Source organism: Pseudomonas sp. TH34, from assembly GCF_016650865.1.
GTDB lineage: Bacteria > Pseudomonadota > Gammaproteobacteria > Pseudomonadales > Pseudomonadaceae > Aquipseudomonas > Aquipseudomonas yamanorum.
This window is the reverse complement of record NZ_JAEKFB010000010.1, coordinates 58,940-85,167: the sequence shown is the minus strand read 5'-3', so window position 1 is coordinate 85,167 and position 26,228 is coordinate 58,940. Positions and strand designations below refer to the sequence as shown.

General features: G+C 60.3%; 22 protein-coding genes and 1 pseudogene. 11 read left to right on the top strand and 12 right to left on the bottom strand.

The window, feature by feature from the left end; all coding sequences use genetic code 11:
• Positions 1-179 precede the first annotated feature (179 nt).
• Positions 180-1,703 carry a fumarate hydratase gene (locus JFU58_RS05240; RefSeq protein WP_003214142.1) on the bottom strand — a complete coding sequence of 508 codons (1,524 nt, stop codon included), beginning with the start codon at positions 1,701-1,703 and terminating at the stop codon, positions 180-182.
• 216 nt (positions 1,704-1,919) lie between these two features.
• On the opposite strand from JFU58_RS05240, the gene JFU58_RS05235 reads away from it, so the two are divergent.
• Both JFU58_RS05235 and JFU58_RS05230 read left to right on the top strand, forming a co-directional pair.
• Positions 1,920-2,852 carry an iron-sulfur-binding ferredoxin reductase gene (locus tag JFU58_RS05235; protein WP_201139992.1) on the top strand — a complete coding sequence of 311 codons (933 nt, stop codon included), beginning with the start codon at positions 1,920-1,922 and terminating at the stop codon, positions 2,850-2,852.
• 30 nt (positions 2,853-2,882) lie between these two features.
• Positions 2,883-3,632 (top strand): enoyl-CoA hydratase-related protein, encoded by a 750-nt coding sequence (locus tag JFU58_RS05230; RefSeq protein WP_093205642.1) that lies wholly within the window; start codon positions 2,883-2,885, stop codon positions 3,630-3,632.
• Between the two features lie 196 nt (positions 3,633-3,828).
• Here the strand turns inward: JFU58_RS05230 and pyk are convergent, their stop codons facing one another.
• The gene (gene pyk, locus JFU58_RS05225) at positions 3,829-5,280 is read right to left on the bottom strand and encodes a pyruvate kinase (RefSeq protein WP_017475648.1); all 1,452 of its coding nucleotides are present in this window, start codon (positions 5,278-5,280) and stop codon (positions 3,829-3,831) included.
• Between the two features lie 175 nt (positions 5,281-5,455).
• Here pyk and JFU58_RS05220 point away from each other — a divergent pair, with 175 nt between their 5' ends.
• Both JFU58_RS05220 and JFU58_RS05215 read left to right on the top strand, forming a co-directional pair.
• Positions 5,456-5,830, top strand: coding sequence for a tetratricopeptide repeat protein (locus JFU58_RS05220; protein WP_093205647.1), 375 nt, complete (start codon positions 5,456-5,458; stop codon positions 5,828-5,830).
• Between the two features lie 226 nt (positions 5,831-6,056).
• Positions 6,057-6,416 carry a PilZ domain-containing protein gene (locus tag JFU58_RS05215; protein ID WP_063033907.1) on the top strand — a complete coding sequence of 120 codons (360 nt, stop codon included), beginning with the start codon at positions 6,057-6,059 and terminating at the stop codon, positions 6,414-6,416.
• A 17-nt stretch (positions 6,417-6,433) separates the two neighbouring features.
• Here JFU58_RS05215 and JFU58_RS05210 read toward each other — a convergent pair whose 3' ends face one another.
• From JFU58_RS05210 to JFU58_RS05185, 6 genes are read right to left on the bottom strand one after another with little or no spacing between them, the layout of a single operon-like run.
• The gene (locus JFU58_RS05210; protein WP_201139991.1) at positions 6,434-7,765 is read right to left on the bottom strand and encodes a DUF58 domain-containing protein; all 1,332 of its coding nucleotides are present in this window, start codon (positions 7,763-7,765) and stop codon (positions 6,434-6,436) included.
• Between the two features lie 7 nt (positions 7,766-7,772).
• Entirely contained in the window at positions 7,773-8,753 is a 981-nt protein-coding gene (locus JFU58_RS05205; protein ID WP_201139990.1) for an AAA family ATPase, read from the bottom strand.
• The gene (locus JFU58_RS05200; protein WP_201139989.1) at positions 8,750-9,907 is read right to left on the bottom strand and encodes a DUF4350 domain-containing protein; all 1,158 of its coding nucleotides are present in this window, start codon (positions 9,905-9,907) and stop codon (positions 8,750-8,752) included. The genes JFU58_RS05205 and JFU58_RS05200 overlap by 4 nt, the downstream gene beginning before the upstream one ends.
• The gene (locus JFU58_RS05195) at positions 9,904-11,433 is read right to left on the bottom strand and encodes a DUF4129 domain-containing protein (RefSeq protein ID WP_201139988.1); all 1,530 of its coding nucleotides are present in this window, start codon (positions 11,431-11,433) and stop codon (positions 9,904-9,906) included. The genes JFU58_RS05200 and JFU58_RS05195 overlap by 4 nt, the downstream gene beginning before the upstream one ends.
• Positions 11,420-12,400 carry a stage II sporulation protein M gene (locus JFU58_RS05190; protein ID WP_093205661.1) on the bottom strand — a complete coding sequence of 327 codons (981 nt, stop codon included), beginning with the start codon at positions 12,398-12,400 and terminating at the stop codon, positions 11,420-11,422. Before JFU58_RS05190 ends, JFU58_RS05195 begins: the two co-directional genes overlap by 14 nt.
• Entirely contained in the window at positions 12,397-13,089 is a 693-nt protein-coding gene (locus JFU58_RS05185) for an RDD family protein (protein WP_093205665.1), read from the bottom strand. Before JFU58_RS05185 ends, JFU58_RS05190 begins: the two co-directional genes overlap by 4 nt.
• A 189-nt stretch (positions 13,090-13,278) precedes the next feature.
• On the opposite strand from JFU58_RS05185, the gene sbcB reads away from it, so the two are divergent.
• The gene (gene sbcB / locus JFU58_RS05180) at positions 13,279-14,706 is read left to right on the top strand and encodes an exodeoxyribonuclease I (RefSeq protein WP_177071288.1); all 1,428 of its coding nucleotides are present in this window, start codon (positions 13,279-13,281) and stop codon (positions 14,704-14,706) included.
• Between the two features lie 90 nt (positions 14,707-14,796).
• Here sbcB and mvaT read toward each other — a convergent pair whose 3' ends face one another.
• Positions 14,797-15,171: a histone-like nucleoid-structuring protein MvaT gene (mvaT, locus tag JFU58_RS05175; protein ID WP_005790963.1), complete on the bottom strand. Its 375-nt coding sequence runs from the start codon at positions 15,169-15,171 to the stop codon at positions 14,797-14,799.
• 350 nt (positions 15,172-15,521) lie between these two features.
• Between mvaT and purU the strand changes: the two genes are divergently transcribed.
• Together purU and JFU58_RS05165 are read left to right on the top strand one after the other, a co-directional pair.
• Positions 15,522-16,370 carry a formyltetrahydrofolate deformylase gene (gene purU / locus JFU58_RS05170; protein ID WP_003209762.1) on the top strand — a complete coding sequence of 283 codons (849 nt, stop codon included), beginning with the start codon at positions 15,522-15,524 and terminating at the stop codon, positions 16,368-16,370.
• An 84-nt stretch (positions 16,371-16,454) separates the two neighbouring features.
• Positions 16,455-16,655, top strand: coding sequence for a hypothetical protein (locus JFU58_RS05165; protein WP_063033908.1), 201 nt, complete (start codon positions 16,455-16,457; stop codon positions 16,653-16,655).
• A 10-nt stretch (positions 16,656-16,665) separates the two neighbouring features.
• On the opposite strand, the gene JFU58_RS32530 is transcribed toward JFU58_RS05165, so the two are convergent.
• Both JFU58_RS32530 and JFU58_RS32525 read right to left on the bottom strand, forming a co-directional pair.
• Positions 16,666-17,430, bottom strand: coding sequence for a methyl-accepting chemotaxis protein (locus JFU58_RS32530; protein ID WP_373568943.1), 765 nt, complete (start codon positions 17,428-17,430; stop codon positions 16,666-16,668).
• 93 nt (positions 17,431-17,523) lie between these two features.
• Positions 17,524-18,555, bottom strand: a pseudogene (locus tag JFU58_RS32525) (HAMP domain-containing protein); the annotation flags it as partial.
• Positions 18,556-18,752: 197 nt separating this feature from the next.
• Here JFU58_RS32525 and JFU58_RS05155 point away from each other — a divergent pair.
• Positions 18,753-20,231: a helicase HerA-like domain-containing protein gene (locus tag JFU58_RS05155; protein WP_201140164.1), complete on the top strand. Its 1,479-nt coding sequence runs from the start codon at positions 18,753-18,755 to the stop codon at positions 20,229-20,231.
• Positions 20,232-20,353: 122 nt separating this feature from the next.
• On the opposite strand, the gene JFU58_RS05150 is transcribed toward JFU58_RS05155, so the two are convergent.
• Positions 20,354-20,809 carry a DUF721 domain-containing protein gene (locus JFU58_RS05150; protein WP_008432358.1) on the bottom strand — a complete coding sequence of 152 codons (456 nt, stop codon included), beginning with the start codon at positions 20,807-20,809 and terminating at the stop codon, positions 20,354-20,356.
• Positions 20,810-21,114: 305 nt separating this feature from the next.
• Between JFU58_RS05150 and secA the strand changes: the two genes are divergently transcribed.
• From secA to JFU58_RS05135, 3 genes are all read left to right on the top strand, one after another.
• A complete protein-coding gene (gene secA / locus JFU58_RS05145) occupies positions 21,115-23,850 on the top strand; it encodes a preprotein translocase subunit SecA (RefSeq protein ID WP_003209775.1) in 2,736 nt (911 codons plus the stop codon).
• 121 nt (positions 23,851-23,971) lie between these two features.
• Positions 23,972-25,189, top strand: a complete 1,218-nt coding sequence (argJ, locus tag JFU58_RS05140; protein WP_063027595.1) for a bifunctional glutamate N-acetyltransferase/amino-acid acetyltransferase ArgJ — start codon at positions 23,972-23,974, stop codon at positions 25,187-25,189.
• A gap of 41 nt (positions 25,190-25,230) precedes the next feature.
• On the top strand, positions 25,231-26,175 hold the full coding sequence (locus tag JFU58_RS05135; protein ID WP_063027597.1) for a Nudix family hydrolase: 945 nt from the start codon (positions 25,231-25,233) through the stop codon (positions 26,173-26,175).
• Positions 26,176-26,228: the final 53 nt, after the last annotated feature.

Sequence of the window (26,228 nt, the reverse complement as noted above, 5' to 3'; positions counted from 1 at the left end):
TGTTGTGGCGAGGGAGCTTGCTCCCGCTGGGGCGCGTAGCGGCCCCAAAAAATGGGAGCGCTGAGTACTGGAGCGTCAGCCCGGTCCAGCGGGAGCAAGCTCCCTCGCCACAGTGAGAGGTGCATGGCACAAAAAAAGGCGACCGTAGTGGTCGCCTTTTATCCTTGCAGCGGAAATGCTTACTGCACTTCTACCGCCAGGCTTTCACTGATCTTTTTCTGCCAGATGGCAGGACCGGTGATGTGTACCGACTCGCCCTTGCTATCCACTGCAACGGTAACCGGCATGTCTTTTACGTCGAACTCGTAGATCGCTTCCATACCCAGCTCGGCGAACGCCACGACGCGGGATTTCTTGATGGCCTGGGCCACCAGGTAAGCCGCGCCGCCCACTGCCATCAGGTAAACCGCCTTGTGGTCCTTGATCGCTTCGATAGCGGTCGGACCGCGCTCGGATTTGCCGATCATGCCCAACAGGCCGGTTTGCTCGAGGATCTGGCGAGTGAACTTGTCCATCCGCGTGGCGGTGGTCGGACCGGCAGGCCCAACCACTTCTTCGCGCACCGGATCAACCGGGCCGACGTAGTAGATGAAGCGACCCTTGAGGTCCACCGGCAGGGTTTCGCCCTTGTTCAGCATCTCGACCATGCGCTTGTGCGCCGCGTCGCGACCGGTGAGCATCTTGCCGTTGAGCAGTACGGTTTCGCCCGGCTTCCAGCTCTGTACGTCTTCCGGGGTCAGGGTGTCGAGGTTGACGCGACGGGCCGACGGGCCGGCTTCCCAGACGATTTCCGGGTAGGCGTCCAGCGGTGGTGCTTCCAGCGACGCAGGGCCCGAGCCGTCGAGCACGAAGTGCGCGTGACGGGTGGCGGCGCAGTTGGGGATCATGCACACCGGCAGCGAGGCCGCGTGGGTCGGGTAGTCCATGATTTTCACGTCGAGCACGGTGGTCAGGCCACCCAGGCCCTGGGCGCCGATGCCCAGTTGGTTGACCTTCTCGAACAGCTCCAGGCGCATCTCTTCGATACGGTTGGACGGGCCGCGCTTTTTCAGCTCGTGGATGTCGATGGATTCCATCAACACTTCCTTGGCCATCACGGCGGCCTTCTCGGCGGTGCCGCCGATGCCAATGCCGAGCATGCCCGGTGGGCACCAGCCGGCGCCCATGGTCGGAACGGTCTTCAGTACCCAGTCGACGATCGAGTCGGACGGGTTGAGCATGGCCATTTTCGACTTGTTCTCGGAACCACCGCCTTTGGCGGCCACGTCCACTTCCACGGTGTTACCCGGGACGATGGAGTAGTGGATCACGGCCGGGGTGTTGTCCTTGGTGTTTTTACGCGCACCGGCCGGGTCGGCGAGGATCGAGGCCCGCAGCACGTTTTCCGGCAAGTTGTACGCCTGGCGCACGCCTTGGTTGATCATGTCGTCCAGGCTCATGGTGGCGCCATCCCAGCGCACGTCCATGCCGACACGTACGAATACGGTGACAATCCCGGTGTCCTGGCAGATCGGGCGGTGGCCGGTGGCACACATGCGCGAGTTGATCAGGATCTGTGCCATGGAGTCACGGGCCGCTGGCGATTCTTCGCGCAGGTAGGCTTCGTGCATCGCCTGGATGAAGTCAACGGGATGGTAATAGGAAATGAATTGCAGGGCGTCAGCAACGCTCTGAATCAGGTCGTCTTGCTTGATCACGGTCATGAGTCGCGCTCCTCTATAAGGGAACATTCAATAAAGGTGGCGTCAGTGTTGCATCGGTCGGCTGAAGCCACCTTTCCAAGGCACGCCAAAGTGGTGCAGGCGCGACGCTAAAAAGGCGCGGCAGTATAACCCGCCGCGGTGGCCGATACACCCGACTATGGTCAAACTCTGCCGGGCGTGATTCCCTGTAGACGCCTTTTTGATTCGAGACCCTTGATGCCTGAACTTCACGTCGGCGAACGCCACTGGTCGGTAGCCGCCGGCAGTAACCTGCTGGATGCCCTGAACCAGGCGGGTGTGGCTGTGCCCTACAGCTGCCGCGCCGGCAGCTGCCATGCCTGCCTGGTACGTTGCCAGGGTGACCTTCAGGACAATCAACCAGATGCCCTGAGCCTGGCGCAACGCCAGGACGGCTGGCGCCTGGCTTGCCAGTGCCAGGTCATGGGTGACTTGCAGATCGAAGCCTTTGACCCGCTGCGTGATGGATTGCCTGCGACGGTGCAGAGTATCGATTGGTTGACCCCGAACGTACTGCGCCTGCGGCTGCAACCCGAGCGCGGCTTGCGCTACCGAGCGGGGCAGCATCTGGTGCTGTGGGCGGGCAGCATTGCGCGGCCGTACTCATTGGCCAGCCTGCCCCAGGAGGATCCGTTTCTCGAGTTTCACATCGATTGCCGCCTGCCCGGCGAGTTCAGCGACGCCGCCCGCCAGTTCAAGGCCGGTGACAGCCTGCGCCTGGGCGAACTGCGGGGCGGGGCGTTGCAGTACGACCCCGACTGGCAATCCCGGCCGCTCTGGCTGCTCGCCTCGGGCACCGGACTTGGCCCGTTGTGGGGCGTGCTACGTGAGGCCTTGCGCCAGGATCACCAAGGCCCCATCCGGGTCATTCATCTGGCCCATGATGCCGACGGTCATTATCTGGCCGAGCCGTTGACGCAACTGGCTGCGGCGCATCCCAACGTGACGGTCGAGCTATGGACGGCGGCCGGGTCGACTGACGCTTTGGCGCAACTGCGGCTTGTTTCCCGGCAAACTCTGGCCTTACTCTGCGGGCACCCTGCCAGCGTCGAGGCCTTCTCCAAGCGCCTGTTCCTGGCCGGACTGCCGCGCAATCAACTGCTGGCCGATGTGTTCCTGCCCCGTGGTTGAGCGCTGAATTTTCCAGCCGCGAGATTTGCCATGACCGATGCCATCCTGCAGCAACGCGAACGCGGGTTGCTGATCCTGCAGCTCAACCGCCCGGACAAGAAAAACGCCCTGACCCGCGCCATGTACAGCCAATTGGCCGAGGCGCTGGAGCAGGCGGATGCTGATACCAGCGTCAACGCCGTGTTGATTCAGGGCAGCAGTGAGTGTTTCACCGCCGGTAATGATATTGGCGACTTCCTGGAGCAACCGCCGGCTGACCTCGACAGCCCGGTGTTTCACTTCATGCGCAGCTTGCTCAATTGCCGCAAGCCGGTGATTGCGGCCGTGGCGGGTGTGGCAGTGGGAATTGGTACGACGCTGCTGCTGCATTGTGACCTGGTGTATGTCAGCCGGGATGCGCGGTTGCGCATGCCGTTCGTCAACCTGGGGCTGTGTCCGGAGTTTGGTTCCAGCTTGATTCTGCCGCGCTTGCTGGGGCATGCCAAGGCGGCGGAGTTGTTGCTGCTGGGTGAAGGCTTTACTGGTGAGCAGGCTGCCGCTTGGGGCATTGCCACTGAGGCATTGGGCAGCGGCGAATCAGCCCTGGCCAAGGCGCGGGAAGTCGCTGGACGGTTTGAGACCCTGGCGCCGGGTGCGGTGCAGGTCAGCAAGCATCTGATGAAAAGCGTCGATCGCGAGCAGTTGCGCAGGGTGATCGAAGAGGAGGGGGCGTTGTTTACCCAGCGGTTGAAATCGCCGGAAGCGATTGCGGCGTTGTCGGCCTTTATCGTTCGGCGATGAATGGGCGTTGACTGTTCGGACGTCTTCGCGAGCAAGCCCGCTCCCACATTCGACCGCATTTCTTCAGGATGTACGCGGTTAAATGTGGGAGCGGGCTTGCTCGCGAAGAGGCCAGTAAAGCCAATACACGAGCCAATCTGGAATGCAAAAAGCCTCGCCATTCACAGGGCGGGGCTTTTGTTTTTCAGCGTGTCACTCAGACCATTGGGTCGCCAACGTGCAGGATCTTCATGCCGTTGGTGCCGCCGATGGTGTGGTAGCTGTCGCCCTTGGTCAGGATGACCCAGTCGCCTTTCTCTACTACGCCGCGCTTGAGCAACTCGTCGATCGCGGCCTGGCTGACTTGCTCAGGCGGCAGCGATGCCGGGTCGAACGGTACGGTGTAGACGCCACGGAACATGGCCGCGCGGGCCTGGGTTTCGCGGTGCGGGGAGAATGCGTAGATCGGGATCGAAGAACGGATGCGCGACATGATCAACGGCGTGTAGCCACTTTCGGTCAGGGCGATGATCGCTTTCACGCCCGGGAAGTGGTTGGCGGTGTACATGGCGGCGAGCGCGATGCTCTGGTCGCAGCTTTCGAAGACCTTGCCGATACGGTGGCTGGAGGTCTTGCTGGTCGGGTGCTTTTCAGCGCCGACGCAGATGCGTGCCATGGCCTGCACGGCTTCCAGCGGGTACGGGCCAGCCGCACTTTCAGCCGAGAGCATTACGGCGTCGGTGTAGTCGAGCACGGCGTTGGCCACGTCGGACACTTCGGCACGGGTCGGCATCGGATTCTGGATCATCGACTCCATCATCTGGGTCGCAACGATCACCGCTTTATTGTGGCGACGTGCGTGCAGGATGATTTTCTTCTGGATACCGATCAGCTCGGCGTCGCCGATTTCCACGCCGAGGTCACCACGGGCAACCATCACGGCGTCGGACGCCTTGATCAGTCCGTCGAGGGTTTCGTCATCGGCCACGGCTTCGGCGCGTTCGATCTTCGCCACCAACCAGGCAGTACCGCCGGCTTCGTCGCGCAGTTTACGGGCGTATTCCATGTCGGCGGCGTCGCGCGGGAAGGATACCGCGAGGTAGTCCACTTCCATTTCGGCGGCGAGCTTGATGTCGGCCTTGTCTTTTTCAGTCAGGGCTGGAGCGGTGAGGCCACCGCCGCGACGGTTGATGCCTTTGTGATCCGACAGCGGGCCGCCGATGATCACGGTGCAGTTCAGTTCGGTCGGGGTTGCGGTGTCGACGCGCATCACCACGCGACCGTCGTCCAGCAGCAGTTCGTCGCCGACGCCGCAGTCTTTCACCAGGTCCGGGTAATCGATACCCACGACTTGCTGGTTGCCCTCGGTCAGCGGATGGCTGGTGGAGAAAGTGAACTGGTCACCGATCTTCAGCTCGATCCGCTTGTTGGTGAATTTGGCGATACGGATTTTCGGGCCTTGCAGGTCACCCAGCAATGCAACGAAGCGGCCATGCTTGGCAGCCAGGTCACGCACCAGCTTGGCGCGAGCCTTGTGCTCGTCCGGGGTGCCGTGGGAGAAGTTCAGACGGGCAACGTCCAGGCCAGCCAGAATCAGCTGTTCGAGGACTTCCGGCGAGTTACTGGCCGGGCCAAGGGTGGCGACGATTTTGGTACGACGGACGGACATGCACGGACTCCTGAGTTCAAGCGCTGAGGAAGGCTACTATGCTCTTTGGTTGTAGTCATTGTTCGTTTGCACTACTTATCGATGATTCGCTTGTTTTCACTCTGCATGAACAGATGAACAACCTTGAAGATTTTCGATGAAGGGTCGATACACTGCACAAGACAGGAGAACCCCCATGCGAATCGTGATCATTGCTGCCCTGGCCGTCAGTGTTGTCGGCTGCACCCGTTGGTCGATGGACCATCATTTGAACAATGCGTACCGCGCCTATGGTGTCGGCGATTGCCAGCGGGTCACCCTTGAGTTGTCTCAGGTCGACCGTGAGAGCCGTTCCCGGCGCTATGTGCAACCGGAAGTCTCGATGCTGCGCGGGCAGTGCCTGGAGCGCGAGAAACTGTTCGTTGATGCGGCGCAAACCTATCAGTTCATCATCAGCCAGTACCCGGCGAGCGAATACGCTTTCCGTGCCCGCGCTCGCCTGGACACCCTGCAACAACTGGGGCATTACTCCGGCGCGAGCGCCGCCCAGCCGCGTCCCGCGTCGTTGTGATGATATTTGTCATGCCATAGCTGGCTCGTTGCCAGTCTTGGGCTAATCTTTGAATGTCAGTTTGTATAAGTTTCTATTCAAACGGATGGAGTTCCCGGATTTGGCAGTTGTAGAAGTGGCAACGCGTTTGCGGTTGTCGCACCGATATCCGGGGAGAGCGGGCCTTTGGGCTCGTTTCGAATCACTGGAGCGGCCACAATCATGGCCATTGGATGGCGACCTCATCATGTTTACTCCCCGACGGATCGAGCGGCATCAGTTACCTTGCTTCCTTCAAGTGTTCAATCGCCTGACGGACAAGCCTATTGGCTATTTGGGCAATGTCTCCGCGCAGGGGCTGATGTTGATCAGCCAATTGCCCATGATGGTCGACGTGGAGTTCGAGCTGCGCTTGAAGATCCCGGGGCCTGAGGGCCAGGTACAGGCGGTAGACCTCACGGCTACCTGCCTGTGGTGCCATGAGGACATAAACCCCAGGCATTACGACTCCGGGTTCAGTGTGTCCCAGGCGCCCGCCGAATATGGAGAGGTGATCAACGCACTGTTGAGTTACTTCAGCTTTGATCCCTTGCAGGCCTCTGCCTAGGCGCCGTGCGCCAGCATTCATAGCACGCCGGCTTTTTTCCAGCTCAGGTAACGGGTCACCAGGGCGGCTCCCATTTCCGAAGGCAGCGTGTCCAGTACTGAAAGACCGTGGGCGTTCAAGCGGTCATGGAGTTCGTCTCGGGTATTGAGATAGTCGACATTACCGCAATAGGCCAGGGCTTCGGGCAGGGTTTGCACAGGGGCTTGGCGCAACTGGTCTAGGACTTCCTCCCGCAGGCTCGCGACCAATACCCGGTGCTGGCGACTGAGGCGTTTAACGGCGCTCAGCAGTTCTTCATCATCCTCATCGCGCAAATTGGTCACTACGATCACCAACGAGCGGCGTTTCTGCCGCGCCAGCAGCTGGCTGGCGGCTGCCTGGTAATCGGCCGTACGCCGGGAAGTGTCCAGGTCATACACCGCATTCAGCAGCAGATTGAGCTGGCCGCTGCCCTTGACCGGCGCCAAGTAGCGCGGCTGGTCGCAGGCAAATGTGCAGAGCCCCACGGCATCACCCTGGCGCAAGGCGACATAGCTGAGCAGCAGGCAAGCATTGAGGGCGTGGTCGAAGTGCGACAGTTCGGCGTCCTGGCTGCGCATACGCCGGCCACAATCGAGCATGAACATGATCTGCTGGTCGCGCTCATCCTGGTACTCCCGGGCAATGGGTGTGCGTTGCCGAGCGGTGGCTTTCCAGTCGATCTGGCGCAGGCTGTCGCCCTCGCGAAACTCGCGCAGTTGATGAAATTCCAGGCCCAGCCCGCGCCGTTGGCGCTGGCGTACGCCAAGCTGGTTGAGCCAGTTGTCTACCGCCAGCAGCTGCGCGCCATACAGGCGCGCGAAGTCCGGATAGACCCGGGTGGCATCTTTGACGTCTATCAACCGCCGTGCCGACCACAATCCCAGTGGGCTGGGAAGGTGGACTTCGCAACGGGTAAAACTGAAATGCCCGCGCCTTTGGGGTTTTAACCGGTAACCCAATTCACTCTGCTCTGCGGGCCGCAGTTCGATGGATTGTGGCAGGTTCTCCACCGTCAAACCGTCCGGTACATGATCGAAGACCTCGACCACCAGCGGCTGTGGATAGTCGTGGTCCAGCGTCACCCGCACCTCGCCCCAGCGACCCAGCGCCAGGCTCCCGGGCATCTGCCGTCGCACGCGTGGGGATGGCCGGCGGCGCAAACGGCCGGCATCCAGCAGGGCCAGTAACAAAAGGGCCAGCAGCAGGCCCCACGTCACGGCGTGCAGGGTGTCTGGCACCTTGATCTGCAGTGCCCCCAGTGCGCCGAGCAGGACACTCAGGCCCAGCAGCACACCGAGCCAGATCAATAGCAGGCGGGTCGGTCTCATGGGCGTGTCATTGCCGTGGCGCCGGGACTTGGTCCAGCAGTTGCTTGAGCACCTGGTCGACTTCCAGCCCGTCGATATCCAGCTCCGGGGCAATGCGCACTCGATGGCGCAGCACTGCCAGGGCGCAGTCCTTGATGTCGTCCGGGGTAACGAACTCGCCCCCACGCAGCAAGGCCCGGGCCCGGGCGCCACGCACCAGGGCGATGGAGGCCCGCGGGCCCGCGCCGATGGTCAGGCCTGGCCAACTGCGGGTGGTGCGGGCCAGGCGCACGGCATAGTCGAGTACTTGTTCATCCAGCGCCAGTTCACTGGCGATCTGTTGCAATTGCAACACATCTTCGGCGTGCAGCACCGTTCGCAGCGGTTGCACGTCGAGCATGTCGGCGCGCGAGGAACGGGTGACTTCGCGCACCATGTCCAGTTCTTGCTGCGCCTCGGGGTAGTCCATGCGCACCTTGAGCATGAAGCGATCCAGTTCGGCTTCGGGCAACGGGTAAGTGCCTTCCTGCTCGATGGGGTTCTGGGTGGCCAGTACCATGAACGGTTGGCTGATGGGCAGCGCCTCGCCTTCGAGGGTTACCTGGCGTTCCTGCATGGCTTCCAGCAACGCCGCCTGGGTTTTCGCCGGGGCGCGGTTGATCTCGTCAGCCAACAGCAGGTTGGTAAACAACGGCCCCTTGCGCAGCTTGAACTGCTCGGTATGCAGGTCGTAAACGGCATGGCCGGTCACGTCGCTGGGCATCAAATCCGGTGTGAACTGAATACGTGCGAACTCTCCACCAAAACAGCGCGCCAGGGCTCGTACCAGCAGGGTTTTGCCCAGGCCAGGAACACCTTCAAGGAGTACGTGGCCACCGGCGATCAACGCCGTGAGCACGTCATCGATCACTTGCTCCTGGCCGATGACCGCCTTGCGCAGTTCGACGCGCAAGGCCTGGGCCAGTTGGCTGGCGCGCTGAATCGGGTCTGCGGCTGGAAATTCGCTCATAGGGCATTCCTGAGGGTTTGCAGGCTAGCCACCTGGCGGCTGAAATCGGCACTGGAGAGCCGTTTTGTCGGGAGTGGGCCGAGGGCCTGGCTGATGACGAGGGAGGGTTGGCGGGTCAGGCGTTCAAGGACCCGCGATTGTTCGGCAGTGTCGAGGTGTTCGAACCCGGGATGACGGCGCCTTGCAGTGCGTTGGATGTCGCGCTGCAAGGCTTGCAACAAGCTGTTTTGGCCGCTGCGGCGCAGCAGGAAGTCGGCACTGGCTTTTAGATGTTCCTGCAATTGCCGGCGTGCCTTGGGGGCTGGTTGCCGGATCGGGCCCTGGCGTAGGCTGGCGTGCCATAACCCGAGGGCCATCAATGCGGCGAGTGCCACCAGGGCCTGGGGGAAATAGCGCAGCAACAGGCTGAACAGATCCTCGACATCCGTGTTGAACAGCAGCGTGACCTGCGTCCCCTGGCTCAGGTACCAGAGCAGCCAGGCGTTATCGTATTGGCCAATGGCCGGGCTTTTCCACAGGTCGCTGTCGGTGACCACCGTCACACGGCCTTGTCCGAGGTTGACCTGCATCAGGTGCGTCGACTTGGCACTGTTGGCCGAGAATTGCGCCAGGTGCCTGGGGTCGGTGAGATTGAAGTCGGTGTCGAAGCTGAAATAGGCCGGGGCCGTTTCGTTGTCCACATAGAGTTTGGTCAGGTCCGGCGTTTTCTTTTTACGCGCCGGTGCTGGAGCGTCGAACGTTTCACTGAAGGATTGGTGTATCTGCACACTATCCAATAGCAGGTCACCACTTTTGCCGGTGTCCTCATCCCACAGTGCTTCGGCGACCAGCAGCAGGTGGCCGCCAGCCCGGGTCCATTGCAGCAATTGCTCGACCTGCGGTGGGCTCATGCTACTGCGCTCGCCCAGCAATAGCAGGCTGTTGCCTTTGGGCGAAAGACTGGCCAGCCGTTCCAGGCTGTTGGCGTGCTCCACCACCAGGCCTTGTTGGCGCAGAAAGTGTTCCGCCGCCAGGTAGGGGTTGGCGAGGGCTTCTGGCGAAGGGCCGCGGTCGACCACCTCCTGATACGGGATCGCCTTGTGCCAGGCATAAAAACCGCCTGCTGCGAGCAGGCACGCCACAAGCAGTCCTACCCACAGCAATGGCCGGTTCATTGCACAGCTCCAGAGCCGAACAGGGCTCGCCAACGGCTGCATAGCTGTTGTTGCGCGAAGGCCGGCGGCAGGCGGTGACCATAGGCAAGGTTTTGCCAGTAGCGGGTCAGCTCATCGCTGAACGCCAGCAACTGCGGCTGTTGCAGTTGGCGGATACGCTCCAGGACCTGGCCTTCCGTGTCGGCGCTTTTCAGCGGCAGGTTGAAGTCGTGCAGCAGGCGGCTGAGCAACCCACGGTAAAGTAAACCGAGGGCTTCCCGGGGCTGCGTTGCCCAGAGCTGTTCGGCGGTGCCGGCGATGTCTTCGGGCAGGGTATCTGCCCCCAGCTCGAGGCCGAACAACTGCGAGGGAGCGGGCTTGGCAGCCTTGGGCTTGCGGGGGCTGCGGCGGCTGACAAAGGCATGCAGCCAGTCGCGATAGCGCCAGATCACCAGTGCAAGGCCACCCACCAGCAACCCCCAGAGCAGCACTTCAAGGCCCTTCGCGATGTGCTTGAACGAATCGCTGTTGAGGTTTTTCAGCAACGCTTCCAGCCAGGCCGGCAACTTGCCTTCACCTTTTGTTTTGGTTTTGTCCGCCGCTTTTTCTTCGCCGAAGCGGTAGCGGGTGACGGTCTCGGTGTTTTTGAACGGTGGCTGCTCCAACTGCGCCTTGATCGACTGACTGGCCGATTGTGTACTCAGGGGCTTTTGGGGCGCCGGTTCATCGGCCCACGCCGATGGGGGCGCCGGAACCAGTACCAGCCCGATCACCAGCAGCAGTACCGGCGCTATGCCGCTCAAGCGCTGGCGCAGCCGGCGGAATACCAGTTCCAGGTCCCAGGCTTCCAGCACGGTACGGCGGTTCAGGTACAGGCTGAAACCGCAGGCGACATAGATAGGCTCCCAGAACACCAGGATCAGCGCATAGAAGGCGTTGGTCAGGTGTTCCAGCCAGAGCCAATCGTGCCCCGCGGTGAGCACCAGCTGTTGCCAGTCCCAATCCCGCTCTACCTCCTGGGGCAGGAAAAAATAGAACACGGCCATCAACCCGAACCACAGGGCGATTTCCAGGTGCACCCCGATCAGGGTCAGCCAGCGCGCAGCGCCGGCGTTGCGTTGTTGCAGTACACCAAGACGTTGTTGGCGCGCCTGGCCTTTCAGACCTTCGAGCTGGACCACCGGCATCACGAAGCTGCGGCTCAGGCTGAAACGTCGCCAGGTCAGGCTGGCCAGCAGTTGGCCCTTGAGCAGGCGTGGCGAGTGACGCAGGGCTTGTTTCAGGCTGGGTGTTTCGCCGAACAGGGCCTTGGACAGGATATACAGTGGCAGACGGTCGAATGCCGGTTTCAACCACCAGAACAGCAACAGCGCGGTGGAGGGATGATTCCACAGCAGCACGCTGAGCAGCGCGAAGATCGGTAAACTCACGATGGCCCAACTGCTCATCAGCAGCACACGATGTTCGCGGGCCAGCAGTATGCCGAGGTCCATGGCTTCCCAGGAGGTGCGCGGGCGGATCACGACGCTGGCATCACTCAGGCGCATGGCGGTTCCGTCCGGCAAACAGCAGGTAGGCAGCCATCAGCAACCAGAGGGCGGCGCCCACCAGGTACTTGATCCACGGCGCCACCGCAGTGGTGGAAGACCAGTACGCCTCGATAAACGCGGCGATCAGCAGGAACACCATCACACCGCAAATCATTTGCACGCTTTTACGCGCGGCCAGTCGCAGGGATTCACCTCTCGTCAGTTGCCCCGGTGCAATCAAGGCCCACCCCAGTTGCAGGCCGGCCGCGCCAGCCAGGGCGATGGCGCTGAGTTCGAAGGCGCCATGGCCAATCACGAATGACCAGAAGGTCTGGCCGTAGCCGATTTGTGTCAGGTGCCCGGCAACGGCACCAATGATCAGGCCGTTGAAGAACAGGAAAAATACGCTGCCCAGGCCGAACAACAGCCCGGCGGCAAAGGTCTGGAATGCGATGCCGATGTTGTGCATCACGTAGTAACCAAACATCATCCAGTCTTCGCTGGAGGCACGTTCGGCTGCCCGACCCAGACGGCTGGCATCCGGGTCGTACATGCCCTGCATCTCGGCCACTTGCTGGGGGCTGACGATGCTGTAGATCAGGTCTGGGTACAGGTACACCAGCAACGCGATGCCGATCAGGCTGCCAAAGAACAGTAGGCTGGCGACCAACACGAATGGCCATTGCGCGCGAACCAGCCTGGGGAAGTCGGCCAGCAGAAAGCTCAGTACGTTTGCGCTCAACTGGCTGCGATGCCGATACAGCTGTTGATGGCCGCGCAAGGCAAGCTGCTGCAATGGATCAACCAGATAACTGCTGTAGCCGCGTTCCTGGGCCAGCGCCAGATGCTGGCACAACTGCCGGTACTGATGAGGGAAGTCGGTGAAGTCAGCACGCTTGGCTTTGCCCTTTTCAAGCTGTGTCAGTTGCGTGGCAAAGGCTTGCCATTGTGCCTGGTGGCGGCTTTCGAAAAGACTCTGCTTCATGCTGGCCCCAACAATCCACGAGCCACGCCGTTCAGTTCCGCGACGGCGCGGGCAGGGGAGACCTGCAGGGGAGTGGCCAGGATCGCGGCCAGTTCGTTGACTCGCTCGGCGGACAGTTCGCCCTGGCGTTCGGCGAAGCTGAGAATTGCCCGTTGTTCGTTCAGCTCCAGGGCGAACGGCAGACGCAGCGCCGGAGCTTGCGGAACCTGCGGACGGGAAAGTGGTTGTTCGCGATAGATCACCAGGGTCCCGGCCGCCAGGTCACCCAGGCGTTTGAAGTTGGGGTGTTGCAGGCAACTGATGGCGCCGAGGACGTAGCCGAACGGCAACATGTCGACAAAGCGCAGCAGGTTGCGGATCAGCGAGGCGGACCAGCCGATGGGCGTACCGTCGTCCTGCACTACTCGCAAGCCCATGATCTGCTTGCCGGGTGAGCAGCCCTGGTTGAGCACTTCGAACAGCACCATGTACCACCAACTGACGAGGAACAGCAGCAGCGAGCCCAGGCCGATGCCCAGGTTTCCGAGAAACGCGAGGGCGATGAACAGGATGCCGAGAATCAGGCCGCGCAACCCCAGGTCGAAGGCGAAGGCCAGTGAGCGGACCAGCAGGCCGGCCGGGCGCAGGGGCAGGTCGATGCCCTCTGGGGTCTCGATCTGGTAGCGGGTATCCAGTGGCGCAGATGGCATCGCGGTCCTTGGCAGTGCTGCGCTGACGCCTGGGCGGCAGCGGCGGGGTTGGAAAGACGGATGCTAGCAGTGTCGACGGTGGAAGCAACCACTCAACGATTTACTGAATGTTTGTACAGTGAACACAGCGCTGGCCCCCGGTGCCGTCAAGCGCCTAGACTTTGCCGGTCTTCAGCACAGGAATAGCCCGTGACCACCATTTTCTGGTACGACTATGAAACCACCGGCATCAACCCGCGTACCGACCGCCCACTGCAGGTAGCCGGCATTCGCACTGACCTTGAACTCAACGAGGTCGGGTCGCCGGTCAATCTTTATTGCCACCCCAGCGACGATATCCTGCCGCACCCGGCGGCGTGCGCGATTACCGGTATCACGCCCGGGGTGCTGGCGGAAAAAGGCCTGGCCGAAGCCGACTTCATGACCCGGGTACACGCCGAACTCGCCGCCCCGGGCACCTGCGGGGCTGGCTACAACACCTTGCGTTTTGACGACGAGATGACGCGCTACAGTCTGTACCGCAACTTTTTTGATCCCTATGCCCGGGAGTGGCAGGGCGGCAATAGCCGCTGGGACCTGATCGACGTAGTACGCACCGCCTACGCCCTGCGCCCGGACGGGATCGTCTGGCCGGAACAGGATGGGCGCGTCACCCTCAAGCTTGAGCGATTGACGGCTGCCAACGGCATCGACCACGGTCAGGCCCACGACGCCTTGTCTGATGTGCGCGCCACCATCGCACTGGCGCGGTTGATCCGCGAGAAGCAACCCAAGCTCTATGACTGGCTGTTTCAACTGCGCAGCAAGCAACGGGTGATGGACCAGGTGCGGTTATTACAGCCGATGGTGCATATCTCCGGCCGTTTTTCCGCCGAGCGTCATTACCTGGGAGTGGTGTTGCCGCTGGCCTGGCATCCGCGCAATCGCAATGCGTTGATCGTCTGTGACCTTGGGCTCGATCCCCAAGGGTTGTTGGACGAGGACGCCGATACCTTGCGCCGGCGCTTATATACCCGTCGTGATGACCTTGCCGAAGGTGAGTTGCCGGTACCGCTCAAATTGTTGCACATCAATCGCTGCCCGGTAGTCGCACCGTTGAGTGTGCTTCGGGCACAAGACCGCGAGCGTCTGCAACTGGATATGGATGAGTGTGAGGCGCGAGCCCTGCGGCTAAGCGACGCACAGGAACTATGGCGCGATAAATTAGCGCTGATTTATGCCGAGGAAGATTTTGCGCCAAGCGCTGATCCCGAGCAGCAGCTATACGATGGTTTTATCGGGGATCGTGATCGACGTTTATGTGAACAAGTGAGAGTCGCCGAGCCTGCGCAACTAGCGCGCCAGCAATGGCCTTTCGATGATGAGCGTTTACCTGAATTATTATTTCGCTATCGCGCGCGTAACTTCCCCGACACCTTGAATAGTGAGGAGCAACAACGCTGGAGAGTTTTCTGTCAGCAACGTTTGTCAGACCCTCAATGGGGGGCGCCAAACACCCTTGAAGCTTTTAAACAGGCACGTCTTGAGTTGGCTGTTAGTGCTACACCGTTTCAGCAGCAGGTGCTTGATGAGTGGCAGGAATATGTTGACTCTTTAGCAGCACGAATGAGCCTGTAATCGGCACGCAGGTAAAATGCGGACAATAAAAAACGCCAGCTAGCTGGCGTTTTTTATTGCGTTGCGTATCACGCGGCGTCCTGGTGAGGCTTAGCCCAGCAGGGTAGCCCAGCCTTCAACCACGTCGCCGCCCCACTTGGCTTTCCACTCTTTCAGCGTCTTGTGGTTGCCACCTTTGGTTTCAATCACTTCGCCGTTATGCGGGTTTTTGTATTGTTTAACCTTACGTGCACGCTTGGTGCCGGTAGTTTTTACGGCACCACGTGGAGCCTTAACTTTCGACTCTGGATCCAGCAGCGCGATGATGTCACGCAGGGATTTGGAGTATTCGCCCATCAGGGTGCGCAATTTGCCTTCGAATTCCAGCTCGGTTTGCAGTTTGTCGTCTTGGGACAGGTTCTTCAAACGGGCTTGCAGCTCTTTGATAGCTTCTTCGGTGGCACGGTATTCGTTGATCAGGGACATGGGGACTACCTTATGTAGGGCGCTGGGTGAAAGGGGATAGTGGCCCAATAATAGTCAGACAGTTTGCCCAAGTAAACATTTAAGGCCGCATTTATGTAATTTACTTTGGTTGTTTGTGGCAAAAGGGTGGAATTGAGTTAATTAGTAAGGGTTAAGGCCTAAAGATACTCTCGTTAAGTCCTGGCTTACTGCCTGAGTCCATGGGATAGCACACATATAGTGGGTAAAACCTTACGCTATTAAGGGGTAGGGCCGGCTCGCGTGATCAGAATAAGCGTAGAGGAATACTGCAGTTTTTGTGCGCAATCGCTAGAATGGCGGCCTTTGTGAAGTTCTGGAGTTTCCCCCTAATGCGCACTTTTCGGCTGGTGATTGCTTGCCCGGACCGGGTTGGCATCGTTGCCAAGGTCAGTAACTTTCTGGCTTCCCATAACGGCTGGATCACCGAAGCGAGCCATCACTCGGACAATCTCAGCGGCTGGTTCTTCATGCGTCACGAAATTCGTGCCGATACGCTGCCCTTTGGTCTAGAGGCATTTCGCGAGGCATTTGCGCCGATCGCTGAAGAGTTCTCGATGACCTGGCGCATCACCGACACGGAACAGAAAAAGCGTGTGGTCCTGATGGCCAGCCGTGAGTCCCACTGCCTGGCAGACTTGCTGCACCGCTGGCACAGCGACGAACTGGACTGCGAAATCTCCTGCGTGATTTCCAATCACGACGACCTGCGCAGCATGGTCGAGTGGCACGGCATCCCTTACTACCATGTCCCGGTCAACCCGCAGGACAAGGAGCCGGCTTTCGCCGAGGTCTCGCGCCTGGTCAAGCAGCACGACGCAGACGTCGTGGTGCTGGCGCGCTACATGCAGATCCTGCCGCCGGAACTGTGCAGTGAGTACGCCGGCAAGGTGATCAACATTCACCACAGTTTCCTGCCGTCGTTTGTAGGCGCAAAGCCGTATCACCAGGCATCCCTGCGCGGTGTAAAGCTGATCGGCGCTACGTGCCACTACGTCACTGAAGAGTTGGATGCAGGTCCGATCATCGAGCAGGACGTGGTGCGCGTCAGCCATAGCGACAGCATCGAAGACATGGTCCGTTTTGGCCGTGACGTCGAGAAGATGGTGCTGGCCCGCGGCCTGCGCTATCACCTGGAAGACCGGGTGCTGGTGCACGGCAACAAGACCGTCGTGTTCTGATTGAAGTGTTCTGATTGAAGAATGAAGGGCCTGGGCGTTAAATCGCTACAGGCCCTTTTTTTTGCCTCGGGAGAGGATTGGAGAATGAGCGATCCACTTGATAAAGCCACGTCCAAAGCCCCTGCGACGCTGGGAGAGGGTTGTTTGAGTCGATATGACCCGGATGACTTGAGCGGTGAAGACGGCACCGAGTTTCCAGGCGCCGCCGAGTTGTGGGAACAACTGCAGGACACGTCCGAATCGCCGGAAGAAAAGGCGTCAGCCCCTGCGCAAGGTCGCCACTGACGCCGTTGAATCAGATCCGGAAACTGCCCACCAGTTGTTTCAAGCGCGCTGCCTGCTGTTCCAGGTCGGAACAGGCGCGCAACGTTGATTGCAGGTTTTCCACACCTTCCTGATTGAGGGTGTTGATCTCGGTGATGTCCATGTTGATCGACTCCACCACCGAGGTCTGTTCCTCGGTAGCGGTGGCCACCGACTGGTTCATCCCGTCAATCTCGCCGATGCGCTGGGTCACGCTGTTCAGGCGCTCGCCGGCCAGGTTGGCGATTTCCACGCTGTCCTGGCTGTGACGCTGGCTTTCACTCATGGTGCTGACCGAATCCCGCGCGCCCACTTGCAGCTCCTCGATCATCTTCTGCACTTGCTGCGCCGATTCCTGGGTACGGTGTGCCAGGTTGCGCACTTCGTCGGCCACCACGGCGAACCCGCGACCGGCTTCCCCGGCCCGTGCGGCTTCAATCGCCGCGTTGAGGGCCAGCAGGTTGGTTTGCTGGGAAATGCTGGTGATCACTTCCAGAATCTGCCCGATGTTCACCGTCTTGTTGTTAAGCGCTTCGATATTGGTGCTGGAGGCGCTGATCATCTGCGACAACTGGTTCATCGCCTTGATATTGCGCTCCACCACCTGCTGCCCGTCTTCGGCCAGTTGTCGGGCATCGCTGGCCTGGTTGGAGGCCTGTGCGGCGTTGCGGGCGATTTCCTGGGCGGCGGCCCCCAGTTCGTTGATGGCGGCCGCTACGCTGTTGGTGCGGTTGGCCTGCTCGTCGGAATTAACCATCGAGGAGTTGGAGGCGCTGACCACCCGCAGGGCCACTTCATTGACGTGCTCGGTGGCCGAGGACACTTCGCGAATCGAGGTGTGAATCCGCTCCACGAAGCGATTGAACGCGGTACCGAGTACGCCGAATTCGTCGTGGTTCTGGATGGTCAGGCGGCGGGTCAGGTCGCCCTCGCCGTCGGCGATGTCTTCCATGGCGCGGGTCATGATGTGCAATGGCTGCAGGAGGATGCGGATCAGCATGCCCAGCAGGGCGATGATGATGACCACCGCGATGATCGTGGCAATGATCGCCGAGGTGCGGAATTCACTGAGCATGGCGAAGGATTTGTCTTTATCCACCGACAGGCCGAGGTACCAGTTCACCGAAGGCAGGCCCTTGATTGGGGTAAAGGTGACGATGCGGGTTTTGCCGTCGACTTCGACTTCACTGAAATCGCTGCTGATCTTCGGGGTGTTTTTTGGATAGACGTCAGCCAGGGCTTTCATCACCAGGCTTTTGTCCGGGTGCACCAGCACTTTGCCGTCGGCGCTGACCAGGAAGGCATACCCCATGCCGCCGAAGTTCAGGGCTCCGATGTTGTCCACCAGGGTTTGCAGGCTCAGGTCGCCGCCCACCACGCCAACACTCTGCCCGGCTTTGCTGCTGGGGGTGGCAATGGAGATGATCAACTGGCCGGTGGCCGCATCAATGTACGGTTCGGTCAGGGTTGAGCCGTTGCTGCCCTGTGCACCCTTGTACCAGGGGCGTACACGCGGGTCGAAACCGTCGGGCATCTTGGTGTCGGGGCGGATCACGAAACCGCCTTTGCTGTCGCCCAGGTAGGTGGCCATGAACGAAGACGTCAGGGCTTTCTGTTCCAGGAGGCTCGCGACGTTAGTTGAATCCGGGTTGATGGCGATGTTCTGCGCGGCGCTTTCGATCAGCACAATGCGCCCGGTGAGCCAGGTCTGAATGTTGCTGGCGGTGACGTCGCCCATTTCATGCAGGTAGTTGTTCAGATCGTCGCGAATCGCATTACGCTGCAAGTAGTCGTTGTAGAGGGTAAACAACGCAAAGGCGGCAATGACGATAAGAGCGGCGGCAAGCAGGATTTTATGGCTGAAACGCAGATTTTTGTTCATGGCTTGTGGGGTCCGCTATGGTCTTAATATCCGATGCACGTCCTTTTGGGGCGCGCAAAATGGCTGCGTCAAAAAAAGTGTGATATTTCCATCTGCTCCTGCAGGAATTATCCGGCCCGTTTTTTCTAAGACTTCTTGGGTCTCTCGCTTTAACTGTATCGACCACGCCGTGCTAAAGATTAACCATGGGTGACAAAATGCCTGACTCCTCGCAACTCATTATTGGTGCAGATCTTCAAGGTCAGCCGATCGCCCAGTCGATGCGCCTGGCCAACCGCCACGGCCTGATCGCGGGTGCTACCGGTACTGGCAAAACCGTCACGTTGCAGCGTCTGGCGGAAGCCTTCAGCGATGCCGGCGTCGCGGTATTTGCCGCCGACATCAAGGGCGACCTGTGTGGCCTGGGCGCTGCGGCCAACCCTCAAGGCAAGGTCGCCGAGCGGATCGCCGGCATGCCTTTCCTTAATTACACGCCCAAGGCGTATCCGGTGACGTTGTGGGATATCCACGGCCAGTCCGGTCATCCGCTGCGTACCACCATGAGTGAAATGGGCCCGCTGTTGCTCGGCAGCCTGTTGGAACTCACCGACAGCCAGCAATCAGCGCTTTATGCAGCTTTTAAGGTGGCCGACCGCGAAGGCCTGCTGCTGCTGGATCTGAAGGACCTCAAGGCGTTGCTCAATCATTTGCGCTACCACCCGGAATTGCTGGGGGAAGACGCGGCCTTGATGACTACCGGTTCCAGCCAGGCGCTGTTGCGTCGCCTGGCAGTGCTGGAGCAGCAGGGCGCCGAAGCGTTGTTCGGCGAGCCGGCGTTGCAACTGGAAGATATCCTGCAGCCCGCCAGTGACGGGCGCGGTCGTATTCATTTGTTGGACGCCAGCCGGCTGGTGCATGAGGCACCGAAGGTGTACGCGACCTTCCTGCTCTGGCTGTTGGCCGAACTGTTTGAGCAGCTACCGGAGCGCGGTGATGCCGACAAGCCGCTGCTGGCGCTGTTTTTCGATGAGGCGCATCTGTTATTCGCCGATACTCCAAAAGCCCTGCAGGATCGCCTGGAACAAGTGGTGCGGCTGATTCGTTCGAAAGGGGTCGGTGTGTATTTCGTCACCCAGTCTCCGGGAGACCTGCCGGACACGGTACTGGCGCAACTGGGCTTGCGCATCCAGCACGGCCTGCGGGCATTCACCACCAAAGAGCAGAAATCCCTGCGAGCCGTGGCCGATGGCTTCCGCCCTAACACGGCGTTTGATGCGCTGGCGGTGCTGACCGAATTGGGAACGGGTGAGGCGCTGGTGGGAACCTTGCAGGAAAAGGGGACGCCTGAGGTAGTCCAACGCGTACTGGTGGCGCCGCCGCAATCGCGGATCGGGCCGTTGAGCGAAGCCGAGCGGGCGGCGTTGATTGCCAGTTCGCCGTTGCTGGGGCGCTATGACAAGCCGATTGATCGAGAGTCGGCGTACGAAGTGTTGATGGCCCGCAAGGACCTGGGGCCGCAGGACGAGGCGGCGCCCGCTGCTGAAGAACCGAGTTTTACCGACAAGGCAGGCGCGTTTCTGGGAACTACGGCAGGCAAGGCACTGAAGTCGGCGATGCAACAGGCGGCCAATCAGATGGGCCGGCAATTGGTGCGCGGGTTACTCGGGTCGTTGTTGGGTGGCAGCAAGCGTAAATAACGATGCGATCAAATGTGGGAACGGGCTTGCTCGCGAAAGCGGTGCATCAGTCAATATATGCAGTGACTGACACGCCGCCTTCGCGAGCAAGCCCGCTCCCACATTTGGTTATGCGCCGGGTCTCAGGTTTTGGGCTTGGCGTGAGCGGCCAGCCGCTCCAGCGCCGCGCGTAAATTCGGGTCGGTAATCCCGTCGGCGGTGGCCTGAATGGTTTCGGCTGCGATTTCCGACAAATCCATCGTATGCCCCACTGCACCTTGCGGTACGGTCGGCGGTTGTACTTTGAACTGGATGCGCGTCAGGCTGGCGAATTCATCGAAGGCCATCAATTGGCGCTGCAACCGTTTTTGCTGATAGCGCAGGCGCGTCGCCCAATGGCCATCGGTGACGATCAGCAGCAGATTGCCTTCACGCCACGAAGCCACATGGCAGTGTTCGCGGGCGGCGGGTTGCAGTTGGCTTTCTACCAGGCGTTGCAGATGACCAAGGCGTTGCGCATGGCCGAAGATGGCTTTTAAAGGCTTGGCTTCGCGAAGCAACACGGCGGGAGCTCGAGCCGTAAGAGGGCGAAATGCCATGACTAGACACCTTAAGTAACAGAGCGGCCATGGTAGCAGAAAGCGTCTGCACCGCTGCGGCCATTGCATTACCGGCAGTTTATCCATTAAATCAATGAGTAACTTATTGCCTGAATGGGTTGAAGTTCAGCAAAAAGCCCTTATTTTAAACAAGCCCTCTAAGAGCGCCGTGCCAGCATCGTGGAATAACGCCACTTTCCTCACCCACGTTTCCGGGTAGAATGCTCGTTCGCATGCGGCCGTGAGGGCTGCTCGGGCGACTCACGGGGCGCCCTCCATCCCTATGTGTGGAAGAACCTGCCGATATGTTTGCGCCTTTGTTAAAGAAACTTTTTGGAAGCAAGAATGAGCGCGAAGTCAAACGCATGCTCAAGACGGTGCAGCTGGTCAATGCCTTCGAAGAGCAGATGGTTGCCCTTTCGGACGAGCAATTGCGCGCCAAGACCGAAGAGTTCAAGGCCCGCATAGCCAAAGGTGAAACCCTCGACAAGCTGCTTCCCGAAGCCTTTGCGGTCGCCCGTGAAGCCGGTAAGCGTGTCATGGGCATGCGCCACTTCGACGTTCAGTTGATCGGCGGCATGACCTTGCATGAAGGCATGATTGCCGAAATGCGTACCGGTGAAGGCAAGACCCTGGTGGCAACCCTGGGCGTTTACCTCAACGCATTGTCCGGCAAGGGCGTGCACGTTGTGACGGTGAACGACTACCTGGCTCGCCGGGACGCCAACTGGATGCGTCCGCTGTATGAATTCCTCGGCCTGACGGTCGGCGTTGTCACGCCGTTCCAGCCGCCGGAAGAGAAGCGCGCCGCCTACGCTGCCGACATCACCTACGGTACCAACAACGAATTCGGTTTCGACTACCTGCGCGACAACATGGCGTTCAGCATGGAAGAAAAATTCCAGCGCGAACTCAATTTTGCCGTGATCGACGAAGTCGACTCCATCCTGATCGACGAAGCCCGTACCCCGCTGATCATCTCCGGTCAGGCCGAGGACAGCTCGCGTCTGTATACCGAAATCAACAAGCTGATCCCGCGCCTTGAGCAACATATCGAGGAAGTGGAAGGCGTGGTGACCAAAGAAGGTCACTTCACCATCGACGAAAAGACCCGCCAGGTCGAACTCAACGAAGCCGGTCACCAGTTCGTCGAAGACATGCTCACCCAGATCGGCCTGCTGGCCGAAGGCGAGAGCCTGTACTCGGCGCACAACCTGGGCCTGTTGACCCACGTGTATGCCGGCCTGCGCGCTCACAAGCTGTTCCATCGCAACGTTGAATACATCGTGCAGGACGGCCAGGTCGTACTGGTCGACGAACACACCGGTCGTACCATGCCGGGTCGCCGTTTGTCGGAAGGCCTGCACCAGGCGATCGAAGCCAAGGAAGCCCTGAACATTCAGGCTGAAAGCCAGACCCTGGCCTCCACCACCTTCCAGAACTACTTCCGTCTGTACAACAAACTGTCCGGCATGACCGGTACAGCCGACACCGAAGCGTTCGAATTCCACCAGATCTACGGTCTGTCGGTGATGGTTATCCCGCCGAACAAGCCGCTGGCGCGTAAAGATTTCAACGACCTGGTGTTCCTGACCGCCGACGAGAAATACGCTGCAATCGTCGCCGACATCAAGGAGTGCATGGCCCAGGGCCGTCCGGTGCTGGTGGGTACCGCTACCATCGAAACTTCCGAGCACATGTCCAGCTTGCTGGCCAAGGAAGGCATCGAGCACAAGGTCCTCAACGCCAAGTTCCACGAAAAAGAAGCCGAGATCATTGCCCAGGCCGGTCGCCCGGGCGCACTGACCATCGCCACCAACATGGCCGGTCGTGGTACCGACATCCTGTTGGGCGGTAACTGGGAAGTGGAAGTTGCCTCCCTGGACAACCCGACCCCAGAGCAGATCGCGCAGATCAAGGCTGACTGGCAGAAGCGTCACCAACAAGTGCTGGAGTCCGGCGGCTTGCAGGTGATCGCGTCCGAGCGTCACGAATCGCGTCGTATCGACAACCAGTTGCGTGGTCGTGCCGGTCGTCAGGGTGACGCCGGTTCCAGCCGTTTCTACCTGTCCCTGGAAGACAGCCTGATGCGTATCTTCGCCTCGGACCGGGTGAAGAACTTCATGAAAGCCCTGGGCATGCAGTCCGGTGAAGCGATTGAACACCGCATGGTGACCAACGCCATCGAGAAGGCCCAGCGCAAGGTAGAAGGCCGCAACTTCGACATTCGTAAGCAACTGCTCGAGTTCGATGACGTCAACAACGAACAGCGTAAAGTGATTTATCACATGCGTAACAGTTTGTTGGCCGCCACCAACATCGGCGAGACCATTGCCGATTTCCGCCAGGACGTGCTGAACGCCACCGTCAGCGCACACATTCCGCCACAGTCCCTGCCTGAGCAGTGGGATGTTGCCGGTCTGGAAGCCGCGTTGAAGAGCGACTTCGGTGTCGACTTGCCGGTCCAGCAATGGCTCGACGAAGACGACCACCTGTACGAAGAAACCCTGCGCGAGAAGCTCATGACCGAGCTGCTGGCCGCGTACAACGAAAAAGAAGAGCAGGCGAGTGCCGAAGCACTGCGCACCTTCGAGAAGCAAATCGTACTGCGCGTGCTGGACGACCTGTGGAAAGACCACCTGTCGACCATGGACCACCTGCGTCACGGCATCCACCTGCGTGGCTACGCCCAGAAGAACCCGAAGCAGGAGTACAAGCGCGAGTCGTTCACGCTGTTCTCCGAGCTGCTGGATTCGATCAAGCGCGATTCGATTCGTGTGCTGTCCCACGTTCAGGTGCGTCGCGAAGACCCGATCGAGGAAGAAGCCCGCCTGCGTCAGGAAGCCGAGGCACTGGCTGCGCGCATGCAGTTCCAGCACGACGAAGCGCCTGGCCTTGAGGCTCCGGAAGTGTTGGGTGAAGAGGTCGATGTGGCCCTGGCTCAAGCTCCGGTGCGCAATGAGCAGAAGCTGGGTCGCAATGAACTGTGCTGGTGCGGTTCGGGCAAGAAGTTCAAACACTGCCACGGCGAAATCAACTAAGATTTTCGCCTGACGCTGCAACACCCCGCGCCGCGACCGGCATCAGCCGTCGCGGCGTTTTGCCATTTTGTCACCGTCGAGAATGACGGGTCACACATCCACTATTTTTAGGAGCGCATTCATGGCTGTTGGTCTTGGTCCTTTGCCCACGTTGCACCCGGTTGCCGGTTTTGAACTCGGTATTGCTTCGGCCGGCATCAAACGCCCGGGGCGCAAGGATGTGGTGGTGATGCGCTGTGCCGAAGGCTCGACCGTCGCGGGTGTGTTCACCCTGAACGCGTTTTGCGCGGCTCCGGTGATTTTGGCCAAGCAGCGGGTTGAAGGCCCGGTGCGTTACCTGCTGACCAACACTGGCAATGCCAACGCCGGCACCGGCGAGCCTGGCCTGGCCGCTGCTGCTCGCACCTGCGCCAAGCTGGCAGAGCTGACTGGCGTTGATGCCAACCAGGTGCTGCCGTACTCCACCGGTGTGATCGGTGAGCCGTTGCCGGTCGAGAAAATCGAAGGCGCGTTGCAAGCCGCACTGGATGACTTGTCGGTGGATAACTGGGCGGCCGCGGCCACCGGCATCATGACCACTGACACCCTGCCTAAAGGCGCGAGCCGCCAGTTTGTGCACGAAGGCGTCACCGTGACCGTCACCGGCATCAGCAAAGGTGCTGGCATGATTCGCCCGAACATGGCGACCATGCTCGGCTATATCGCCACCGACGCCAAAGTCTCTCGTGATGTGCTGCAAAACCTGATGCTCGACGGCGCCAACAAGTCGTTCAACCGCATCACCATCGACGGCGATACCTCGACCAACGACTGCTGCATGTTGATAGCCACCGGCCAGGCCGACCTGCCGGAAATCACCTCGTCCAACGGCGCGTATTTCGCAGCCTTGAAGCAGGCGGTGTTCGAAGTGTGCATGGACGTGGCCCAGGCCATCGTGCGTGATGGCGAAGGTGCCACCAAGTTTGTGACGGTTGAAGTCAACGGCGGCGGCAACCATCAGGAATGCCTGGACGTCGGCTACACCGTGGCCCACTCGCCGCTGATCAAGACTGCACTGTTTGCCTCCGACCCGAACTGGGGCCGTATCCTGGCCGCTGTGGGGCGTGCCGGTGTGCCGAACCTGGACGTGAGCAAGATCGATGTGTTCCTCGGCGAGGTGTGCATTGCCAGCCGTGGCGCCCGGGCCGAGACGTACACCGAAGCCCAGGGTTCTGCGGTGATGCAGCAGGAAGAAATCACCATCCGTATCGAATTGGGCCGCGGTGAGTGCAGCGAAACCATCTGGACCACCGACCTGTCCCACGAGTACGTGAAGATCAACGCGGAATACCGCACCTGATACCAGGCAGGTCTTCAAACCGATTCAGAGGAAATAGTGCGGTGAAACGAGTTCATGTAGCAGCAGCGGTCATCCGGGGTGTCGACGGCAGGATTCTGCTGGCGCGCCGCGCCGATACCCAGCATCAGGGCGGGCTCTGGGAGTTTCCCGGGGGCAAGGTGGAGGCCGATGAGTCGGTCGCTACCGCGCTGTCCCGTGAATTGCAGGAAGAGTTGGGTATTCAGGTTACGGCGGCTCGTCCGTTGATCAAGGTGCAGCATGATTACCCGGACAAGCAGGTGTTGCTGGATGTCTGGGAAGTCTCGGCCTTTACCGGCGAACCTCACGGTGCCGAAGGGCAACCCCTTGAGTGGGTGGCCCAACGGGACCTGCCTAACTATGAGTTTCCGGCGGCCAACGCACCGATCGTAGCGGCAGCGCGTTTGCCGGCTGAATACCTGATCACTCCGGGTGAGCTGGAAACGCCGACCCTGCTGCGCGGGATTCAAAAGGCCATCGCTGGCGGCATCAAGCTGGTTCAGTTGCGTGCTCCCAACGGTTACGACCCCAAGTACCGCGACCTGGCGGTGGACGCCGTGGGCCTGTGTGCGGGCAAGGCTCAGCTTATGCTGAAAGGGCCGTTTGAATGGCTGGGGGATTTTCCCGCAGCCGGCTGGCACATGACCTCGGCGCAACTGCGCAAATACGCGAGCAAGGGACGTCCTTTGCCGAAGGATCGCTGGTTGGCGGCGTCTTGCCACAATGCTGAAGAACTGGCGTTGGCGGAGTTGATGGACGTGGATTTCGTCACCCTGTCTCCGGTTCAGCCGACCCAGACTCACCCGGATGCCCAGCCATTGGGGTGGGCGCAGGCGCAGCAGTTGATCAGTGGTTTCAGCAAACCGGTGTTCTTGCTGGGTGGGGTGGGTCCTGCAGAGCGGGAAAAGGCCTGGGAAGCCGGTGCGCAAGGCGTGGCGGGGATTCGGGCGTTTTGGCCTGAGGTGTAAGGACCAGGCCGATGAGCTTGTTGTGCCGAGGGAGCAAGCTCCCTCGGCACAAA

What these genes read in the sequence shown, in the direction of transcription:
- JFU58_RS05240 (WP_003214142.1), bottom strand. Translation starts at nt 1,703, where the DNA reads ATGACCGTGATCAAGCAAGACGACCTGATTCAGAGCGTTGCTGACGCC.
- JFU58_RS05235 (WP_201139992.1), top strand. Translation starts at nt 1,920, where the DNA reads ATGCCTGAACTTCACGTCGGCGAACGCCACTGGTCGGTAGCCGCCGGC.
- JFU58_RS05230 (WP_093205642.1), top strand. Translation starts at nt 2,883, where the DNA reads ATGACCGATGCCATCCTGCAGCAACGCGAACGCGGGTTGCTGATCCTG.
- pyk (WP_017475648.1), bottom strand. Translation starts at nt 5,280, where the DNA reads ATGTCCGTCCGTCGTACCAAAATCGTCGCCACCCTTGGCCCGGCCAGT.
- JFU58_RS05220 (WP_093205647.1), top strand. Translation starts at nt 5,456, where the DNA reads ATGCGAATCGTGATCATTGCTGCCCTGGCCGTCAGTGTTGTCGGCTGC.
- JFU58_RS05215 (WP_063033907.1), top strand. Translation starts at nt 6,057, where the DNA reads ATGTTTACTCCCCGACGGATCGAGCGGCATCAGTTACCTTGCTTCCTT.
- JFU58_RS05210 (WP_201139991.1), bottom strand. Translation starts at nt 7,765, where the DNA reads ATGAGACCGACCCGCCTGCTATTGATCTGGCTCGGTGTGCTGCTGGGC.
- JFU58_RS05205 (WP_201139990.1), bottom strand. Translation starts at nt 8,753, where the DNA reads ATGAGCGAATTTCCAGCCGCAGACCCGATTCAGCGCGCCAGCCAACTG.
- JFU58_RS05200 (WP_201139989.1), bottom strand. Translation starts at nt 9,907, where the DNA reads ATGAACCGGCCATTGCTGTGGGTAGGACTGCTTGTGGCGTGCCTGCTC.
- JFU58_RS05195 (WP_201139988.1), bottom strand. Translation starts at nt 11,433, where the DNA reads ATGCGCCTGAGTGATGCCAGCGTCGTGATCCGCCCGCGCACCTCCTGG.
- JFU58_RS05190 (WP_093205661.1), bottom strand. Translation starts at nt 12,400, where the DNA reads ATGAAGCAGAGTCTTTTCGAAAGCCGCCACCAGGCACAATGGCAAGCC.
- JFU58_RS05185 (WP_093205665.1), bottom strand. Translation starts at nt 13,089, where the DNA reads ATGCCATCTGCGCCACTGGATACCCGCTACCAGATCGAGACCCCAGAG.
- mvaT (WP_005790963.1), bottom strand. Translation starts at nt 15,171, where the DNA reads ATGTCCCTGATCAACGAATACCGTGCCACCGAAGAAGCTATCAAAGAG.
- purU (WP_003209762.1), top strand. Translation starts at nt 15,522, where the DNA reads ATGCGCACTTTTCGGCTGGTGATTGCTTGCCCGGACCGGGTTGGCATC.
- JFU58_RS05165 (WP_063033908.1), top strand. Translation starts at nt 16,455, where the DNA reads ATGAGCGATCCACTTGATAAAGCCACGTCCAAAGCCCCTGCGACGCTG.
- JFU58_RS32530 (WP_373568943.1), bottom strand. Translation starts at nt 17,430, where the DNA reads ATGGTTAATTCCGACGAGCAGGCCAACCGCACCAACAGCGTAGCGGCC.
- JFU58_RS05155 (WP_201140164.1), top strand. Translation starts at nt 18,753, where the DNA reads ATGCCTGACTCCTCGCAACTCATTATTGGTGCAGATCTTCAAGGTCAG.
- JFU58_RS05150 (WP_008432358.1), bottom strand. Translation starts at nt 20,809, where the DNA reads ATGGCATTTCGCCCTCTTACGGCTCGAGCTCCCGCCGTGTTGCTTCGC.
- secA (WP_003209775.1), top strand. Translation starts at nt 21,115, where the DNA reads ATGTTTGCGCCTTTGTTAAAGAAACTTTTTGGAAGCAAGAATGAGCGC.
- argJ (WP_063027595.1), top strand. Translation starts at nt 23,972, where the DNA reads ATGGCTGTTGGTCTTGGTCCTTTGCCCACGTTGCACCCGGTTGCCGGT.